The 17707-nt window shown below is 56.2% G+C and carries 14 protein-coding genes; 7 read left to right on the top strand and 7 right to left on the bottom strand.

The window, feature by feature from the left end:
* Positions 1 to 44 precede the first annotated feature (44 nt).
* The 5 genes from cmoB to lon all read right to left on the bottom strand — a co-directional run bounded on the left by cmoB (position 45) and on the right by lon (position 5576).
* Positions 45 to 1013 carry a tRNA 5-methoxyuridine(34)/uridine 5-oxyacetic acid(34) synthase CmoB gene (gene cmoB, locus AACY26_RS13655; RefSeq protein ID WP_339514895.1) on the bottom strand — a complete coding sequence of 323 codons (969 nt, stop codon included), beginning with the start codon at positions 1011 to 1013 and terminating at the stop codon, positions 45 to 47.
* On the bottom strand, positions 1010 to 1753 hold the full coding sequence (cmoA, locus tag AACY26_RS13650) for a carboxy-S-adenosyl-L-methionine synthase CmoA (protein ID WP_339514893.1): 744 nt from the start codon (positions 1751 to 1753) through the stop codon (positions 1010 to 1012). Before cmoA ends, cmoB begins: the two co-directional genes overlap by 4 nt.
* Before the next feature lie 120 nt (positions 1754 to 1873).
* Entirely contained in the window at positions 1874 to 2509 is a 636-nt protein-coding gene (locus tag AACY26_RS13645; protein ID WP_339514891.1) for a lysoplasmalogenase, read from the bottom strand.
* 141 nt (positions 2510 to 2650) lie between these two features.
* Positions 2651 to 3043, bottom strand: a complete 393-nt coding sequence (locus AACY26_RS13640; RefSeq protein WP_339514889.1) for a protease inhibitor I42 family protein — start codon at positions 3041 to 3043, stop codon at positions 2651 to 2653.
* A gap of 145 nt (positions 3044 to 3188) precedes the next feature.
* Positions 3189 to 5576 carry an endopeptidase La gene (gene lon, locus AACY26_RS13635; RefSeq protein ID WP_339514887.1) on the bottom strand — a complete coding sequence of 796 codons (2388 nt, stop codon included), beginning with the start codon at positions 5574 to 5576 and terminating at the stop codon, positions 3189 to 3191.
* A 167-nt stretch (positions 5577 to 5743) separates the two neighbouring features.
* Between lon and AACY26_RS13630 the strand changes: the two genes are divergently transcribed.
* The 5 genes from AACY26_RS13630 (at position 5744) to AACY26_RS13610 (ending at position 12734) form a co-directional block, all read left to right on the top strand.
* The gene (locus AACY26_RS13630) at positions 5744 to 6496 is read left to right on the top strand and encodes an AraC family transcriptional regulator (protein WP_339514885.1); all 753 of its coding nucleotides are present in this window, start codon (positions 5744 to 5746) and stop codon (positions 6494 to 6496) included.
* A 61-nt stretch (positions 6497 to 6557) separates the two neighbouring features.
* On the top strand, positions 6558 to 7022 hold the full coding sequence (locus AACY26_RS13625) for a GNAT family N-acetyltransferase (RefSeq protein ID WP_339514883.1): 465 nt from the start codon (positions 6558 to 6560) through the stop codon (positions 7020 to 7022).
* A gap of 371 nt (positions 7023 to 7393) precedes the next feature.
* Positions 7394 to 10573 (top strand): bifunctional proline dehydrogenase/L-glutamate gamma-semialdehyde dehydrogenase PutA, encoded by a 3180-nt coding sequence (putA, locus tag AACY26_RS13620; protein WP_339514881.1) that lies wholly within the window; start codon positions 7394 to 7396, stop codon positions 10571 to 10573.
* Positions 10574 to 10850: 277 nt separating this feature from the next.
* Positions 10851 to 12335: a sodium/proline symporter PutP gene (gene putP / locus AACY26_RS13615; RefSeq protein WP_339514879.1), complete on the top strand. Its 1485-nt coding sequence runs from the start codon at positions 10851 to 10853 to the stop codon at positions 12333 to 12335.
* Positions 12336 to 12512: 177 nt separating this feature from the next.
* Positions 12513 to 12734, top strand: coding sequence for a VF530 family protein (locus AACY26_RS13610; RefSeq protein WP_339514877.1), 222 nt, complete (start codon positions 12513 to 12515; stop codon positions 12732 to 12734).
* Positions 12735 to 12806: 72 nt separating this feature from the next.
* Here AACY26_RS13610 and AACY26_RS13605 read toward each other — a convergent pair whose 3' ends face one another.
* Complete coding sequence (locus AACY26_RS13605) at positions 12807 to 13232, bottom strand: hypothetical protein (RefSeq protein ID WP_445261301.1); 426 nt, start codon at positions 13230 to 13232, stop codon at positions 12807 to 12809.
* A 280-nt stretch (positions 13233 to 13512) separates the two neighbouring features.
* Here AACY26_RS13605 and AACY26_RS13600 point away from each other — a divergent pair, with 280 nt between their 5' ends.
* Entirely contained in the window at positions 13513 to 14196 is a 684-nt protein-coding gene (locus tag AACY26_RS13600; RefSeq protein ID WP_339514873.1) for a class I SAM-dependent methyltransferase, read from the top strand.
* Positions 14197 to 14222: 26 nt separating this feature from the next.
* Here AACY26_RS13600 and metR read toward each other — a convergent pair whose 3' ends face one another.
* Complete coding sequence (metR, locus tag AACY26_RS13595; protein WP_339514871.1) at positions 14223 to 15140, bottom strand: transcriptional regulator MetR; 918 nt, start codon at positions 15138 to 15140, stop codon at positions 14223 to 14225.
* Between the two features lie 170 nt (positions 15141 to 15310).
* Here metR and metE point away from each other — a divergent pair, with 170 nt between their 5' ends.
* Positions 15311 to 17599 (top strand): 5-methyltetrahydropteroyltriglutamate--homocysteine S-methyltransferase, encoded by a 2289-nt coding sequence (gene metE / locus AACY26_RS13590; protein ID WP_339514869.1) that lies wholly within the window; start codon positions 15311 to 15313, stop codon positions 17597 to 17599.
* Positions 17600 to 17707 lie beyond the last annotated feature (108 nt).

Raw genomic sequence — 17707 nt, 5'->3', positions numbered from 1 at the left:
GTCGCAAGCCAGATAGCCGCACGGCTACCTGGCCATGTGCAAGACTAGGGCTTGCGCGCGGTGATCACGGCTCGCGTCGGTGCTGGAAGGCCTTCTATGGTGCGGCTGTGATCGGCCGGGTCGAGAAACTCAGGCAATGACTGATAACGCATCCATTCGGTGGCGCGTTGTTCATCGACCGAGGTGGTGCTGACATCGACACATTGGATGTCAGTAAAACCGGCGCGGCGCAACCATAATTCAAGCGCCGGTACTGATGGCAGGAACCAGACGTTACGCATCTGCGCGTAGCGATCCTCAGGCAGCAACACTTGTTGGGCATCACCTTCGACAACCAAGGTTTCGAGCACCAACTCACCACCTTTGACCAGGCAATCCTTGAGGTCGAGCAGGTGATCGATTGGTGAGCGCCGGTGGTACAGCACGCCCATCGAGAACACTGTGTCAAAGCCTTGCAGCTTTGGTGGCAGCTCCTCAACAGCCAACGGCAGGTGCCAGATGGGCTGCTCTGGCAGGTAGTTCTTCATTGCCAGAAACTGATTGAAAAACAGCCAGTTTGGATCGATGCCAACTACGCAGCTGGCGCCCGCGCCGAGCATGCGCCACATGTAGTAGCCATTGCCGCAGCCAACGTCGAGGATGCGCTTGTCCTTGAGATCCAGATAGGGGGCTACGCGCTGCCATTTCCAGTCGGAACGCCATTCGGTATCAATGTGCACGCCAAACAACTGGAAAGGGCCTTTGCGCCATGGGATCAAACCCTGCAGGGCTGATTTTAACTGTTCACGGCTTGGCTCATCGCAGGGGCCATCGAAGCTGAACGCCTGCAGCATTTCCAGTTCTGCGATTTCCAGGGGCGGCAGGGCTTGAACCGCTGCATACCAGCGTTCCAGGTCGCCATGCCCAATCGCCAGCTTGCTGTCAATTTGCCTTGGCAGGTCGGCACTCCATTCTTGCAGTGGCGTCCCGGCGAGCTGTGATTGCAATGCATCTAAATCAAATCGCTGGATCATGGCAGGGCAATCATCGAGGCAAAATTAAGGCACTGGAACCAAGGCGTCACCTTGCTAAAGCCTGCACTAAGCAGGCGTTCGCGGTGGGTTTCAAGGCTGTCGGGGATCATCACGTTCTCGATGGCGCTGCGTTTCTGGGCTATTTCCAGTTCGCTGTAGCCATTGGCGCGTTTGAAGGCGACGTGCAGGTCGGTGAGCAATTGCTGTTGTTCATCATCTGCAAAGCACAGCTTTTCCGAGAGGATCAATGCGCCGCCAGGCAGCAAGGCATTGCGGATACGCCCGAGCAGCTCGAGCCGTTGTTCAGGCTTGATGAACTGCAGGGTAAAGTTCAATGCGACCAATGATGTCGGCTGGAATTGGAGGCCCAGGATATCGGCCTCGATCACTTCAACGGGCAGCAACTCTTGAAACATCGAGTCTTGTGCATGCAGGTATTCGCGGCAGCGTTCAACCATGGCGCTGGAGTTATCGATTGCGATGACCCGGCAGTCTTCAATCTGGACATGACGACGTAGCGCTTGGGTAACCGCACCCAACGAGCTGCCCAAGTCGTAGAGCACGCTATGTGGCTTGGCGAACTGGCTGGCAAGCACGCCAATGTTTTCGACAATGGTCGGATAGCCAGGCACCGAGCGCTTGATCATGTCCGGGAAGACCCTGACCACATCCTCGTTAAAGGCAAAGTCTGGTACTTGCGCCAGTGGCTGGGCGAATATGCGGTCGGGCTCTTTGCTCACGGTGGTTCCGAAACAGGGCAGGAAATCCGCCTATTTTAGCCAACTTGGGCGCTTAACCAAACCATGATTGTGTCAACCGGGCGGAAAACGACGCAGGCACGGATCGCGTTGGTTTATGTTTCAGCGAAACCGCTGCTGAGCGGATGCGGCAATTGCCCATTGCGCCAGCCAGTAGGTGAGGATAATCGCATAGGGCGCTGCCGCGAACGGCGCGACGAAGCGGTTGATGCCAATCAGGCTGTCGGACAATACGAAGAGCAGCGCGCCAACAGCCGCCAACCAGGCGCCTTGCTGATTGATCTGTGGCTGGTTCAGGCGGGCAAGGGCACGCCAGAGCATGGCGCCAATAGCGGTGGCATAGCAGAGCACGGGAATCAGAAGCGGTCCGAGTCCGGCACTGGCCAGAACACTGAACATGCCGCCACCGACGATGCTCGCAATGAGCAGCGCGGGCCAGGCGGGTCGTTTGCAGTCACTGAAGTAAGCGCGCAGATAAGCCAGGTGAGCGAGCAGGAAGGCGCCCAGTCCAAACACGAACAAATCGCCCGGCCAGTCGAGCAGAATATCGCCAGCCAGCGAGCACAGCAGCCCGATGCGTATCCAACGACTATAAGTGTCGGCAGGCGCCTGTTGCAGCCACAGCAGCAGCGCAATGACCGGGATGCCTTTGCTCAAAAGGCTCAGCAGGGCAAGATCGGCAACCCTTGCATAGATGAACAATGCCGCGCCACTGAGGGCTAAAAGCAACCAACGCATATCAAATTCTCGACCCGATTTCAGAAGCCAAGACTATGTCGTTTTGATAACTGGTTGCCAACGCCGAAGATGACGCGCCAAGTAGCTTTTCGCGCCGAACTCGACTGGGCGAACGGGCCCGGCCTCGTTCAGTCGGGTGAATCACTTGGCCTTGATGGCACAGTCAAAGGTTTGCGCTGGTGCAACCTCGGTTTCCCATGGTCGTTGGTAGGTCATGAGCAGGTGACCTTCACCCGCTTGCTTGACCTTGTAGCGCCAGGTTGATTTACCTGCACTACCGACCAGTCCCGATTCTTCAGGGTTGCTGTAAACCTCAGGGCCAAGGCTGGTTAATACCGCTGGAGCTGCATCGCGCACAACCCAGCGGAAACCGGTAGTCGGGTTGCTTGGCAAGGTAACAATCAATTGTTGATCGGCGGTTAACGACAGCGGGCAATCGCTTTGCTGTTGCAGGTTAACGGTCGTGGAATGGGTGGAGCAGCCGGCTAATAGCGCGAGGCTGAGTGGCGGCAGTAAGCGGAAAACTGCGGTCATGTTTGGCTCCGGTGATGGAAATGGCTGTCCAGCATAGCCCCAGACGATGTCCAAACGTAAGCCTGAACACATTGAAAAACAGCATCGCCCTGATGACAAAGGCTCAAGGGGTGACCCGCCCTTGAGCCTTTGTTCGTGCGTAGCTTTACTCAAGCAGCACCTTGGCTACATCGCTATAGCGTTTGGCGAAGTGCACGGTGATACCTTCTTTCAAGTAATCCGGCAACTCTTCATACGAACCTCTGTTGGCATCTGGCAGGATCAGTTCATGGATTTTCTGCCGACGCGCAGCAATCACTTTCTCGCGAACCCCACCAATGGGCAGTACTTGCCCGGTTAGCGTCAGTTCGCCGGTCATGGCCACACCTTTTTTCGGCACCTGGTTACGCGCCAGCGAAAGCAGCGCACTGGCCATGGTCACGCCAGCACTCGGGCCGTCTTTCGGGGTCGCGCCTTCGGGGACGTGAAGGTGAATAAACGCCTGGTCGAAGAAGCTGCTGTCGCCACCAAATTTTTTCACGTTGGAGCTGATATAGCTGTAGGCGATTTCAGCGGATTCCTTCATCACCTCGCCCAACTGGCCTGTGAGTTTGAAGCCGCGATTCAAGGTATGAATTCGTGTGGCTTCGATTGGTAGCGTGGCGCCGCCCATGCTGGTCCATGCAAGGCCGGTAATAACGCCCTTGCCGGAGAGCACCCGCTCATTGCGGAAAACCGCAATGCCGAGATAGCGCTCAAGGTCCTTGTGGCCGATTTTTACCGGCGTGTCAGGTGCGTCCAGCAATTGCACGACCGCCTTGCGCACCAGCTTGCCCAACTGCTTTTCGAGCTGACGCACACCGGCTTCACGGGCGTAGCCTTCAATGACGCCACGCAGCGCTGCATCCGTAATGCTCAGGTGTTTTTTCGGTACCCCGGCTTTTTCCAACTGTTTTGGCCACAGGTGATTTTTAGCAATCGCCAGCTTTTCTTCGGTGATGTAGCCGGAAAGACGAATAATCTCCATGCGATCGAGCAGCGGCCCCGGAATCGAGTCGAGGGTGTTCGCGGTACAGATGAACAAGACTTTCGACAGGTCTATGCGCAAGTCAAGGTAGTGGTCGAGAAACTCGACATTCTGCTCCGGGTCGAGGGTTTCAAGTAGGGCCGAGGCTGGGTCGCCTTGAAAGCTGCTACCCATCTTGTCGATTTCATCGAGCATGATTACCGGGTTCATCACTTCGACTTCTTTCAGCGCTTGCACCAGCTTGCCGGGCAGGGCGCCAATATAGGTACGGCGATGGCCCTTGATCTCTGCCTCGTCGCGCATGCCGCCAACGCTGAAACGATAAAAAGGGCGGCCCAAAGACTCGGCAATTGATTTGCCGATACTGGTTTTACCCACCCCGGGAGGGCCGACAAGCAGCACGATGGAACCGGCGATTTCGCCTTTGAATGCACCTACAGCGAGGAATTCGGTGATCCGCGATTTAATGTCGTCCATGCCCGAGTGATGCTTGTCGAGCACTTTGCGCGAGTGTTTGAGATCAAGCTTGTCTTCGCCAAACACGCCCCATGGCAGCGCCGTTGCCCAATCCAGGTAATTGCGAGTGACGGCATATTCAGGGGAGCCGGTTTCAAGTATCGCCAACTTGCCAAGCTCTTCATCGATGCGCTTGCGGGCGTGCTCGGACAGGGTTTTACCTTCCAGGCGCTGCTCGAACTGCTCGATATCGGCGCTGCGATCATCTTTGCTCAGGCCTAGTTCCTGCTGGATGATTTTCAGCTGTTCCTTGAGGAAGAACTCGCGTTGATGCTCGGATATTTTGCGGTTGACCTCTGCCGACAGCTCGCCTTGCAGGCGTGCAACTTCAACCTCTTTGCGCAGCAGTGGCAACACTTTCTCCATGCGCTTGAGCATTGGTACTGTGTCGAGGACTTCTTGCAGTTCATGACCGGGGACTGTGGTCAAGGCGGCGGCAAAGTCGGTCAGCGGCGATGGGTCGTTGGGGCTGAAGCGGTTGAGGTAGTTCTTCAGCTCTTCGCTATAAAGTGGGTTGAGCGGCAGCAGTTCCTTGATCGCATTGATCAGTGCCATGCCATAGGCTTTGATTTCGTCGCGCGACTCAAGCAGGGTTTTCGGGTATTCAACCTCGGCCAGGTACGGCGGCTTGCGGCTTAACCAGCCGCGAATGCGCACGCGGGTCAGGCCTTGGGCAACAAACTGCAACTTGCCACCTTCTTCGGAGGCATTGAGCACGCGCACCAAAGTGCCGTGCTCGGGCAAGTCATCAGGGTCAAGGGCTGTTCCATCCGCAGGAGGATTATCCACAAAGAACAGCGCCATGCTTTTGTGCGGCGTATCGCTGACCCGCTGCAAGGTCGAGCTCCAAGGCTCGGGGTTGACGATGATCGGCAACACTTGGGCAGGGAAGAGCGGGCGGTTGTGAATCGGAATCACATAAAGCTTGTCAGGCAGTTGCTGATTAGGCAGCGCCAGACGTTGATCATCCTTATTTTCTGGTTCTACGACGATATCGTTATCTTCGTTCATGCTGCACCTGCAGTTGGGCTATGACATAAACATGGGGGGGAACTTGGGGTTTTCAATCATCAATTGCCTGCGACCCAACGTCACTGCCTGTCCATTTGTCGTCGACGCTGCTGTTTTGGCAGTTTAGAAGGTAAAATGCGCCATCACTCTTCGGACGCCGTCTCGCGATGCTCAATGCCCGCCTAATCCGCCTCGATGATAAAGCCCACGAACACACCCACGATCACCATCAGTTGGTGCTGTCGTTGTCTGGTCGTGCAGAATTCGAAGTCAATGGCAGTGGCGGAGAGGTCTGTCGGATGCGCGCTTGTCTGGTCCCTGGCGATGCCGATCACCAGTTTGCGGGCATGGGCGACAACCGCATGTTGATCATCGACCTTGATGAGCAGGACACCACCAGCGAAGATCTGGAGTTATTGACGCATCTGTTCGAAACACCGCGCTACCCGCAACTGGATGCAGATTTCCAGCACTTGCTCAGCTATGCCGGTGCGGAGCTTGAGCGCTACGGCAGCGATCCGATTCTGGCTCGCTCGTTGGGTGGCGTTTTGTTGCGCGCCTTGCATCTGCGCCTGTTTGGTGAGCAGCGGCGTCAGGTCAGCGGTGCACTCAACCTGGAGCGTTTGGATCGCTATATCGTTGAGCACCTGTCGCGGCGCATTAGCGTTGCCGAGCTGGCCCAGACCGTTTGCCTGAGCCCAAGCCACTTTCATGCGCAGTTCAAAGACAGCGTAGGCCTTACCCCGCATCAATACCTGCTTAAAAGCCGCCTGGACCAAGCCGCGCGTTTACTGCGAGAAAGCAACTTGCCGCTGATTCGAATCGCCGAGGAGTGCGGATTCTCTTCACAAAGCGCCCTGACTACAGCAATGCGTCGATACATGGGGTTGACCCCAAAACGTATGCGCAGCTCTACCTAGGCGGCTGCTAGTCCCACGCGTTCAACACCCTATCAGACCAGGCCACGTCCAGGAGTTTGTCTTGACCCAGTTTTCGCCCATTATCTGGCAAACCAAGCACCACCACGAGCTGAGCGTCGCTGAACTGTACGCCGCATTGAGGCTGCGCAGTGCGGTTTTCGTGGTCGAGCAGAATTGTGTCTACAATGATATCGATGGTCACGACATGCGGGACGACACCGCCCACGTGCTGGCCTGGCAGGGCGATACGCTGGTTGCCTATCTGCGCTTGCTTGACCCCGCGCACCATGACGGCCAGGTGGTGATTGGTCGCGTGGTCACCGATCCATCAGCGCGTGGCACTGGCCTGGGTCATGAACTACTGGCGTACGCACTGGATGCCTGCGCCAAGCGCTGGCCACAGGTGCCGATATATTTATCGGCGCAAGCACATTTACAAGGTTATTACGGGCGTTATGACTTTGTGGCTTGCAGTGAAGTCTATCTGGAAGACGGTATCGAGCACATCGGCATGCGTCGCTCCTAACCGTCATTCGCGCCCAAAACAGAATGCGTCTCGCGCCGCTCAATGCTCAAGCAGTGCGGCGCAGAAGGTTTTGTCAATAAGGACAGGATTTAGCCGGATTAAGGGTTCTTGCACCTTCTAGTTCGGGCGCTCTAGTTGTTTTTTGGGTGTTCTGGTTGAAAAAAACGCCCTGAAATTAGTTCCCCGCCTCATAGCTTTCTGCAAAAACTCCAGAGGTTTTAGTAAGAAGCTGTAATCACTCTGCCACTAAATTCAGTCATCCAGTTGCGTCTAGTTGAGTTGCCTCGAGTTTTGTCGTCCGGGCAACGCACCTGCACCCTATGCAATGTATAGACGCTTACAACAACAGTCTCCAGAAGAGGATGGGCGTGATGTTTAAAGCCAGTCACGTCTTGCAGGACGAGTTCCTAACCCGGATCTCTGCCGCCAAGGCCGCCGATTTTTTCCCTGTCATCAGCGCTAACTACAGCGTTGACGAGGCAGCCTATCTTACTGAGCTATTGCAGCTCGCCGACCCCGGTGAAGCCGGCATTGAGGCTATCCGCCAGAATGCCCGCACATTGATCGAGCATGTGCGTAGCCGGGACAATGCCGTCGATACCCTCGACGCACTTCTTCGTCAGTACAGCCTCGACACCCAGGAAGGGCTGATGCTCATGTGCCTGGCCGAGGCTTTGCTGCGTGTGCCTGATGCGGTCACCGCCGATGCGCTGATTCGCGACAAGCTCAGCGCCGCCGAGTGGGAACGCCACCTGGGCAAGAGTGACAGCGTTCTGGTCAACTTTGCTGCCTGGGGCCTGGTCATGACCGGCAAGGTGGTTGACCCGGAAACTGCAGACGGTCGTCCGAAAAACGTATTGGGCAAGCTGATCAAGCGCTCCGGTGAACCGGTTATCCGCGCGGCGATGAACCAGGCCATGAAACTCATGGGCAAGCAGTTCGTACTCGGCCGCACCATCAGCGAAGCACTGAAAAATGGTCGCCCGGAGCGCGAAAAAGGTTACAGCTATTCCTTTGATATGTTGGGCGAAGCAGCGCTGACTGCTGAAGACGCCAACAAATACATGGCCGACTACCGCCAGGCGATTGATACCGTTGGTGCTGAGCCGCAAGTTGGTAAAGGCCCGCGTCCGTCGGTTTCAATCAAGCTGTCGGCGCTGCACCCGCGTTATGAAGTGGCGCAGCGCGAGCGCGTGCTGATTGAATTGTTTGCTAACGTGCGCGAGCTGTGTGTACGGGCCCGTAAGTTGAACGTTGGCATCTCGATCGATGCTGAAGAAGCGGACCGCCTCGAACTGTCGCTCGAACTTTATGAAAAACTTCTGCGTGACCCGGCAATCAGCGGCTGGGGCGAAGTTGGTCTGGTCATTCAGGCGTACTCCAAGCGTTGCTTGCCAGTGTTGGTGTGGCTGACGTTGCTGGGTAAAGAGCTAGGCGAGAAGATGCCACTGCGCCTGGTGAAAGGTGCGTATTGGGACAGCGAAATCAAACAGTGCCATGTGCAGGGGCTGGATGGTTTTCCGGTATTTACCCGTAAAGAAGGCACCGACAGTTCTTATCTGGCCTGCGCCCGCTTCCTGTTATCCGAGTTCACCCGTGGCGTGATCTATCCGCAGTTCGCCAGCCACAACGCGCACACGGTCAGCTGCATTCTGACCATGGCCGCCGAGCTGCCGCAGCCGCGTGATTTTGAGTTCCAGCGCCTGCACGGTATGGGCGATGCCTTGTATGACACTGTGTTGGAAAAGCACGCCACCAATGTGCGCATCTACGCACCGGTTGGCGCACACAAAGACCTGCTGCCGTATCTGGTCCGCCGTCTGCTGGAAAACGGTGCGAACTCCTCGTTTGTGCATCAATTGGTTGACCCTAGCACGCCGATTGAGTCACTTCTGGATCATCCAGTGACGCAGTTGCGCAAGTTCAAATCGCTCAGCAATGAGAAAATTCCACTTCCGCCTGCACTGTTTGGTGCTGCTCGGAAAAACTCCCAAGGCATCAACATGAATATCGAGCACTCCTGGGCAGAATTGAACAGTGCCTATCAGCCTCACCTGAATCGCCAATGGCATGCAGCGCCGGTTATCAATGGTGAAAAACTTGCCGGTACTGCGCAAGCGGTGCACTGCCCTTATGAGTTGAACAAAGTGGTTGGCAGCGCTGAGTTCGCGACCGCCGCTCAAGCCGCCCAAGCGCTGGATGTATTGAGCGCCGCTTGGCCGCGTTGGAATGCCACTGCTATCGACGACCGCGCGAGCATCTTTGAGCGCCTGGCGGACCTGCTGGAAAAGCACCGTGCAGAGCTGATGGCAATGTGTACGTTGGAAGCCGGTAAGAGCCTGCAAGACGGTATTGATGAAGTCCGTGAGGCTGTTGATTTCTGCCGCTACTACGCCCAGCAAGCGCGCCTGCGCCTGGGTCGTGAAGAGCTGCAAGGCCCTACCGGCGAGCGCAATGAACTGTTTCATGAAGGCCGCGGTATTTTTGTCTGCGTCAGCCCCTGGAACTTCCCCCTGGCTATATACCTGGGCCAGATCGCTGCAGCGCTGGTTGCCGGTAACTGTGTGCTGGCAAAACCTGCCGAGCAGACCAGCCTGATTGCTGCACGCGCTTTGGAGCTGATGTTTGAAGCGGGCTTGCCGAAAGATGTGATTGCCTTCCTGCCAGGCGATGGCGCGACATTGGGCGGCGTGTTCTGCCGCGATGCCCGTGTATCAGGTGTGTGCTTCACTGGCTCGACCGATACCGCGCGAATCATCAATCGTCAATTGGCTGAAAAACAAGGTCCAATCGCTGCCTTGATCGCTGAAACCGGCGGCCAGAACGCGATGATTGTTGACTCGACAGCACTGCCCGAGCAAGTGGTCAAAGATGCCGTGCAATCGGCCTTTACCAGCGCGGGGCAACGTTGCTCGGCCCTGCGTGTGCTCTATGTGCAGGCAGATATCGCCGACCGCGTGGTTGAGTTGCTCAAGGGCGCGATGGCTGAGCTCAAAGTTGGTCCTACACACTTGCGGGCCAATGACATTGGCCCGGTGATCGACGCTGAAGCCAAGGCCGGTCTAGATGCGCACATCGCGAAGCTCAAAGGCGAAGGCAAGTTGATCGCTGAAACACAGATGCCTGCTGATCTTGATGGGCATTTTGTGGCGCCTGTTGCGTTTGAAATCAGCGGCATCAACGAGTTGGAAAAAGAAAACTTTGGCCCGATTCTGCACCTGGTGCGCTATCAGGCCAGCGAGCTGGAAGCGGTAGTCGGCGCGATCAACGGCACCGGTTACGGTTTGACCCTTGGGGTGCACAGCCGCAACGAAGAAACTGCCGCGCGCATTGAAGCACTGGCCCGCGTCGGTAACCTGTACATCAACCGCAACCAGATTGGCGCTGTGGTGGGGGTACAACCCTTCGGTGGTTGTGGCTTATCCGGTACCGGTCCAAAAGCCGGTGGACCAAGCTACTTGCTGCGCTTTGTTAACGAGCGCACGACTTCGGTGAACACCACCGCAGTCGGAGGCAATGCGTCGCTGCTATCATTGGGCGACGAGATTTAGGCAGTTTTAACGGGCGGGCGCCTTCGGGCCTCGCCCGTTGTTTTATTGAGGGCTCAATTGAGCCTGAAGTAGATTGAGTGACTTGCGGGCTAATTGCTCAATCTTTAAAGAGGGGCCGGTTGTTCTGATATTACGCTGAGCTGGGTTTTCCGGCCGCAGGGTATAGACAAGGTATCCGCTTTGTTAGGTGCGGGCGCTACACGCGAACGCTGTTTGCCATACAGGGCATGGGTCAACCCCGTGCTGCCATAACAACAAACGAGAGGGGAACACCCCAATGACTGCGAACACACCCATGCTTGTCACCTTTGTGGTGTACATTGCTTTGATGATCGGGATCGGCTTATTTGCCTATCTGCGTACCAAAAACCTATCCGACTACATCCTCGGGGGGCGTAGCCTCGGCAGCTATGTAACTGCCTTGTCCGCAGGTGCATCGGATATGAGCGGCTGGTTGCTGATGGGCTTGCCGGGCGCCGTTTACTTGTCAGGCTTATCTGAAGGTTGGATTGCCATTGGCCTGGTAATCGGTGCATACCTGAACTGGTTGTTTGTTGCAGGTCGCCTGCGGGTTCAGACCGAGCACAACGGTAATGCCCTGACCCTGCCTGATTACTTCACCAACCGCTTCGAAGACAATAGCCGCGTGCTGCGGATCTTCTCTGCGCTGGTGATCCTGGTGTTCTTCACCATCTATTGCGCATCGGGCGTAGTAGCTGGCGCGCGTCTGTTTGAAAGCACCTTTGGCATGTCTTACGAGACTGCACTCTGGGCCGGCGCTGCGGCAACCATCGCCTATACCTTTATCGGCGGCTTCCTGGCTGTCAGTTGGACTGACACCGTACAAGCAACGCTGATGATCTTCGCTTTGATCCTGACGCCAGTGGTTGTGATGATCGCCACCGGCGGCGTGGATACAACATTCGCTGCAATCGAGATGCAAGACGCCACCAACTTTGACATGTTCAAAGGCGCAACCTTTATTGGTGTGATTTCGCTGATGGCGTGGGGCCTGGGCTATTTCGGTCAACCACACATCCTGGCGCGTTTCATGGCGGCAGACTCGGTTAAAACCATTCCTACAGCACGTCGCATCTCCATGGCCTGGATGATTCTTTGCCTGATCGGTACCGTGTCGGTTGGTTTCTTCGGTATCGCTTACTTCGCGGCGCATCCTGAGGTTGCAGGTCCAGTGACTGAAAACCCTGAGCGGGTCTTCATCGAATTGGCCAAATTGCTATTCAACCCATGGATCGCAGGCATTCTGTTGTCAGCTATTCTGGCTGCCGTCATGAGCACCTTGAGCTGCCAGCTGTTGGTCTGCTCGAGCGCCCTGACAGAAGACTTCTACAAAGCCTTCCTGCGCAAAGATGCTTCGCAAACCGAGCTGGTTTGGGTTGGTCGTGGCATGGTATTGCTGATTGCCTTGGTTGCAATCTTGCTCGCTGCTGATCCAGAAAACCGCGTATTGGGCCTGGTGTCCTATGCCTGGGCTGGTTTCGGCGCGGCATTCGGTCCAGTGGTACTGCTGTCTGTCATGTGGGCCCGTATGACCCGTAACGGCGCGCTGGCTGGCATGCTGGTTGGTGCTATTACCGTGATCGTGTGGAAGAACTACATCGGTCTGGGTCTGTACGAAATCATTCCTGGCTTCATCCTCGCAACGCTGGCCATTGTGGTCTTCAGCCTGCTGGATAAAGAGCCATCTGCAACCATGCAGAAGCGCTTTGCTGACGCTGAAAAAGAATACAACGCTGCCTGATAGCCCGCGTTGAGCAGCACAGAACCGGCCCATGCATGTTATGCATGGGCCGGTTTTTTTTGCCGAAAACGAGCAATGCAGTCACCGCTGTCAAGGTGATCAGATCTTATTCCTTCCGTTAGCACCTGAGCTTGGCTATGGTGCGCTTCTTAACCTATTAGCTGGCATAGGCTTGGCATGACTCAAACCGCAAAAAATCCGCTGCACGGCATTACGCTTGAGGCGATTCTCACTCAGTTGGTTGCGACCTACGGGTGGGATGGACTGGCGCAGCGTATTGATATTCGTTGCTTTAAAAGTGACCCGAGTATCAAGTCGAGCCTGACTTTCTTGCGCAAGACGCCGTGGGCGCGGGAGAAAGTAGAGGCGCTTTATATCAAGGCGCAACGCAATAACTGATCGGCGCGGAGGTTGCTTAAGCAGGTTGGATGAGCCGCGGCAATGCGCGGGCTCATCGGGAGGCGGGGAGTGTTAGCTCATGGGCTCGTCGTCGCGCACCACAATGTATTCACGGCCGTTGTCATCTTCGCTGTAGTCGAGCACATAGAACATCACCACTTCACCCGGGTTGGGCATGGTCGCGACGTAGTCGTTGCCTTCTACCGTGAAGAACTGCGCTGACTCGGGCTTGGACTCGCATTCGATGAACGCAGTCATGAATAGCTCAGGGTTGGTATCACCAAAAAACTCTTCCCGCTCCTGCTCATCCCAGTCCGCTGGCGCTTCAAATAGGCCGGTGAAGAGGATCTTGGCATCGCCAAGGTCAATTTCTTCAGCATCAGGGTCTTGCTCATCCGGGCGATAAACCATGCAGTTCAGTGCGTCTTCGTGAGTCAAGGTGGCATTGCGCGCGGCAAGGCGCTTTTGTGGGTCGAGTGGTGGCACGTCTAGCTCCATGTATGTGGCCCTGTGCTGGTTGTTTCAGCAGCGGTGACTGACAGCAAACCATAGTCAATGAGTGTTAAAGGAAAAAGACCTTTGGTCAGTTTTCGATTTCCCTACATGCGTATGGTTCATCCGTAGGCGCAGATATTACCACCGCACGAGGCTCGGCCATGGACGAGCAAGCACTATATTTGATGGTAGCCGCTGCTTGAGTAAAGTGTAGGTTCAGGCGCAAGGTTCTAGGGCCAAGAGATACCTTAAAAGCCAACCAAGAGCGACAAGCGAGGCCGAAATGTCAGTTGATAAACCCAGGCAACTGATGCGCAGTTGGCAAGCCAATGCCGAGGCGTGGACCAGGGTTGTGCGTGAGCAACGCCTGGCGAGCCGTCGCTTGGTGACCGATGCCGCAATACTTGGCGCCATAGATCAATGTGCGCCCAGGCGTGTACTTGATGTCGGTTGCGGCGAGGGTTGGCTATGCCGGGCATTGGCGGCAAAAGGTTATGACGTGCTGGGTGTCGATGCTTCGCGACCACTGATCTTGCAGGCTCGCGCAGCCGACCCTGCCCCGCAACGTTATCATGAGTTTGGCTATGATCAACTCGTCGAAGCGGGCCAGGCATTGGGCCAGTTTGACTTGTTGGTGTGCAATTTCGCCTTGCTTGATGAGGCTCTTTTACCCGGCCTCAAGGCCATGCGAGCCCGTGTGACGGACGCCGGGTATCTACTCATCCAGACCCTGCATCCTTGGCAGGCCAGCGCCAGCCAGCCCTATGCTGATGGTTGGCGGGTTGAGCCGTTCAGTGATTTTGCCGGTGAGTTCACCCAGCCCATGCCGTGGTTCTTTCGCACCTTGCAATCCTGGCTCGCACTGCTGGCTGAGGCGGGTTGGCAGTTGCAGTGGTTGCAGGAACCCAAACACCCGCAGCAGATCCAGCCTGCGTCGATGCTGCTGTTATTGCGCGCACACGCCTAGCGCTGCACTGAAGGGCCAGGCACTGTTTAACGGGCGACGCTGACACCTTCAAGGTTGGCGAATGAGGTGTCCTTGGCGGTCAGCAAGAAGTCGCGCATAAATGGCGCATCGAGCATGTCGGTGCGAATCCCTGCATAGAGTGTGGCCAGCAATCCCTTTTCTCCAAGTCGCTTGGCAGTGACATAACCGCGCGAGCTGTACTCGTGCAGCGCCCAGTTTGGCAGACCGCAGACGCCCCGGCCGCTGGCGACCAGCTGCATCATCATGACCGTCAGTTCGGAGGTACGTACCTGTGCCGGTTCGATGTCGGCGGGTTCCAGAAAGCGGGTGAAAATATCCAGGCGATCACGCTCCACAGGGTAGGTGATCAGCGTTTCCTGTTCTAAATCTTCTGCGACGATAAACGCCTTGTTCGCCAGTGCATGCTGGTTGGCGACGGCGAGCATGGCCTCGTAGGTGAAGAGCGGTATGTAGGTAATGCCTGCCAGTTCGATCGGGTCCGAGGTCACCACCAGGTCGAGGTCGCCGCGGGCCAAGGCAGGCAGGGGCGCAAAAGAAAAACCAGAGGCCAGGTCAAGTTCCACTTCTGGCCAGGCATCGCGGAACTGGTCAATGGTCGGCATCAGCCACTGGAAACAACTGTGGCACTCAATCGCCATATGCAATCTGCCGGCAGTGCCACCTGCCAGGCGTGACAGGTCACGCTCGGCGCTGCGCAGCAGCGGCAACACCGAATCCGACAGCTGCAACAAGCGCAAGCCGGCACTGGTGAAGCGTACAGGCTTGGTCTTGCGCACAAATAGCTGCATGCCCAGTCGTTCTTCAAGCTCCTTGAATTGATGCGAGAGTGCGGATTGAGTCAGGTGCAAGCGTTCTGCAGCATCAACCAGGCTGTCGCTTTCGCGCAGTGCGTGCAGGGTTTTCAGGTGGCGAAGTTCTAGCATGGCGGTCTCTGAGTCGCGGGCGCTGTAAAGCGATGGGGCGGGTGGGCTGTATCAGCTGTGGCGCTATATGAACATGAGTAAAACTATAGATCAATACGAATATGTTGAGTTTGTCTCATGATTCAGGGTTGTTGAGAATACACACCATCATCTGTATGGAGTTTTTAATCATGGCTGTATCTCATTCCCTCGGTTTTCCTCGCATCGGTCGCGACCGTGAATTAAAGAAGGCACTGGAAGCGCATTGGCGAGGCGAGCTGGATGAGGCTGGTTTACGTGCCGTCGGCCGCGAGCTGCGCGCCACGCATTGGCAATTGCAAAAGGATGCAGGTATCGACTTGCTGCCAGTGGGTGACTTTGCCTGGTACGACCAAGTGCTCACTCATTCCCTGACCTTTGGTGTGATCCCGCAACGTTTTCGCCCTGAGTCCGGCCAGCCAACCTTGGATACCCTGTTTGGCATGGCTCGCGGTGTGAGCAAAAGCTGTTGCGGTGGCGCCCATGCGCAAGAGATGACGAAGTGGTTCGATACCAATTATCACTACTTGGTCCCTGAGTTCAGCGCTGATCAGCGCTTCCAGCTGAGCTGGGAGCAGTTGTTTGAGGAGGTCGCCGAGGCCCAGGCCTTGGGGCATAAGGTCAAGCCTGTATTGATTGGCCCGCTGACCTATTTGTGGCTGGGCAAGGCCAAGGGCGATGAATTCGACAAGCTGGATTTGCTTGAGCGCCTGCTGCCGCTCTACGGTGAAATTCTCGGTCGTCTGGCTGCCATGGATGTTGAGTGGGTGCAAATTGACGAACCCATTCTTGGCCTGGACCTGCCGCAGGATTGGAAAAACGCCTTTGAGCGCGCTTATCACTTGCTCCAGCATGCGCCGCTGAAAAAACTGGTTGCCACCTACTTCAGTGGTCTTGAAGACAATCTCGGTCTGGCCGTTACTTTGCCGGTCGATGGGCTGCATGTCGATTGGGTGCGTGCGCCTGAGCAACTGCCGCTGCTGATTGATCGCCTGCCAAGCTACAAGGTGCTGTCACTGGGCGTGGTTAATGGGCGCAATGTCTGGCGTTGTGACCTGAATGCAGCATTGCAGGCGCTGAAGCAGGCGCAGCTTCGCTTTGGCGACAACCTTTGGGTCGCGGGTTCATGCTCGCTGCTGCATAGTCCGGTTGATCTGCAGCGTGAAGATGGGCTGGATACCGAACTTAAAAGCTGGCTGTCATTTGCCGTGCAAAAGTGCTCGGAGATTGCACTGTTGAGCAAGGCGTTGAACGACCCGGAGTCAACAGAGGTCAAGGCCGCATTGGCCCAGAGCGCACAAGTTCAGCTCAGCCGTGAGCAGTCCAAGCGTATTCACAAGCCTGAGGTGCAAGCGCGGTTGCGTGCGGTGACTGGGGCAGACAGCCAGCGTACATCGGCCTTTGCTAAGCGAATTGATCTGCAGCGCCAGCGGTTGCAGCTGCCAGTGTTCCCGACAACCACCATTGGTTCGTTCCCGCAGACCGCCTCTATTCGTCTGGCGCGTCAGTCATTCAAGCAAGGCAAGTTGTCATCTGCTGAATACACCGAGGCAATGTTCAGTGAAATTCGCCATGCAGTCGAAGTGCAAGAAGACCTTGGCCTGGATGTGCTGGTGCACGGCGAGGCAGAGCGCAATGACATGGTCGAGTATTTCGCCGAGCAGCTCGATGGCTACGCCTTCACCCGTTATGGCTGGGTGCAGAGCTATGGTTCACGCTGTGTGAAACCGGCAGTGATCTTTGGTGACCTGAGCCGACCCAAAGCCATGACGGTCGAATGGATTCGTTATGCGCAGAGCCTTACCAGCAAAGTCATGAAAGGCATGCTGACTGGGCCGGTGACCATGCTGATGTGGTCCTTCCCGCGTGAGGACGTCAGTCGAGAAGTTCAGGCGCGGCAGTTGGCGCTGGCGATTCGTGATGAAGTGGTTGACCTGGAAAAGGCCGGCATCAAGATTATCCAGATCGACGAAGCGGCTTTTCGCGAAGGCCTGCCGTTGCGCAAAGCGGCTTGGCAGGGTTATCTCGATTGGGCAACCGAAGCGTTTCGCTTATGTGCATCAGGTGTACAAGACCAAACCCAGATCCATACACATATGTGCTACAGCGAATTTAACGATGTGATTGAGTCAATTGCGGCGATGGATGCCGATGTCATCACCATTGAGACTTCGCGTTCGGACATGGAGCTGCTCGATGCGTTTGAAGCCTTCGACTACCCCAATGACATTGGCCCCGGCGTCTACGACATCCACTCACCGCGGGTGCCGCAAACCAGTGAAATCATCAAGTTGATGACCAAGGCTGTGCAGCGCATTCCCGCTGAACGACTTTGGGTTAACCCTGACTGCGGTTTGAAAACCCGCGGCTGGGCAGAGACTGAAGCCGCATTGGTGAACATGGTCGCGGCAGCCCGTCAGTTGCGTACGCAACAGGCTTAAGGCAACAACCTGCCAGCAGCGCGCGCATGCAAGGTGCGAACGCTGCTGGCAGGCTCTTACGCATGAGTAATCAACCGCTGCTCCAGGTTGCAGGCAAAACGACCACTG

This window comes from Pseudomonas sp. RL_15y_Pfl2_60, from assembly GCF_963970595.1.
GTDB lineage: Bacteria > Pseudomonadota > Gammaproteobacteria > Pseudomonadales > Pseudomonadaceae > Aquipseudomonas.
The sequence above is the reverse complement of the archived record's forward strand: the minus strand, read 5'-3'. Positions and strand labels throughout refer to the sequence as shown.

Bases quoted from the DNA above. Each gene is read 5' to 3' on its own strand.
- AACY26_RS13605 (WP_445261301.1), bottom strand. From the start codon at position 13,232: ATGGAGCTAGACGTGCCACCACTCGACCCACAAAAGCGCCTTGCCGCG.
- putA (WP_339514881.1), top strand. From the start codon at position 7,394: ATGTTTAAAGCCAGTCACGTCTTGCAGGACGAGTTCCTAACCCGGATC.
- AACY26_RS13600 (WP_339514873.1), top strand. From the start codon at position 13,513: ATGTCAGTTGATAAACCCAGGCAACTGATGCGCAGTTGGCAAGCCAAT.
- cmoB (WP_339514895.1), bottom strand. From the start codon at position 1,013: ATGATCCAGCGATTTGATTTAGATGCATTGCAATCACAGCTCGCCGGG.
- AACY26_RS13645 (WP_339514891.1), bottom strand. From the start codon at position 2,509: ATGCGTTGGTTGCTTTTAGCCCTCAGTGGCGCGGCATTGTTCATCTAT.
- lon (WP_339514887.1), bottom strand. From the start codon at position 5,576: ATGAACGAAGATAACGATATCGTCGTAGAACCAGAAAATAAGGATGAT.
- AACY26_RS13610 (WP_339514877.1), top strand. From the start codon at position 12,513: ATGACTCAAACCGCAAAAAATCCGCTGCACGGCATTACGCTTGAGGCG.
- metR (WP_339514871.1), bottom strand. From the start codon at position 15,140: ATGCTAGAACTTCGCCACCTGAAAACCCTGCACGCACTGCGCGAAAGC.
- AACY26_RS13640 (WP_339514889.1), bottom strand. From the start codon at position 3,043: ATGACCGCAGTTTTCCGCTTACTGCCGCCACTCAGCCTCGCGCTATTA.
- AACY26_RS13630 (WP_339514885.1), top strand. From the start codon at position 5,744: ATGCTCAATGCCCGCCTAATCCGCCTCGATGATAAAGCCCACGAACAC.
- metE (WP_339514869.1), top strand. From the start codon at position 15,311: ATGGCTGTATCTCATTCCCTCGGTTTTCCTCGCATCGGTCGCGACCGT.
- putP (WP_339514879.1), top strand. From the start codon at position 10,851: ATGACTGCGAACACACCCATGCTTGTCACCTTTGTGGTGTACATTGCT.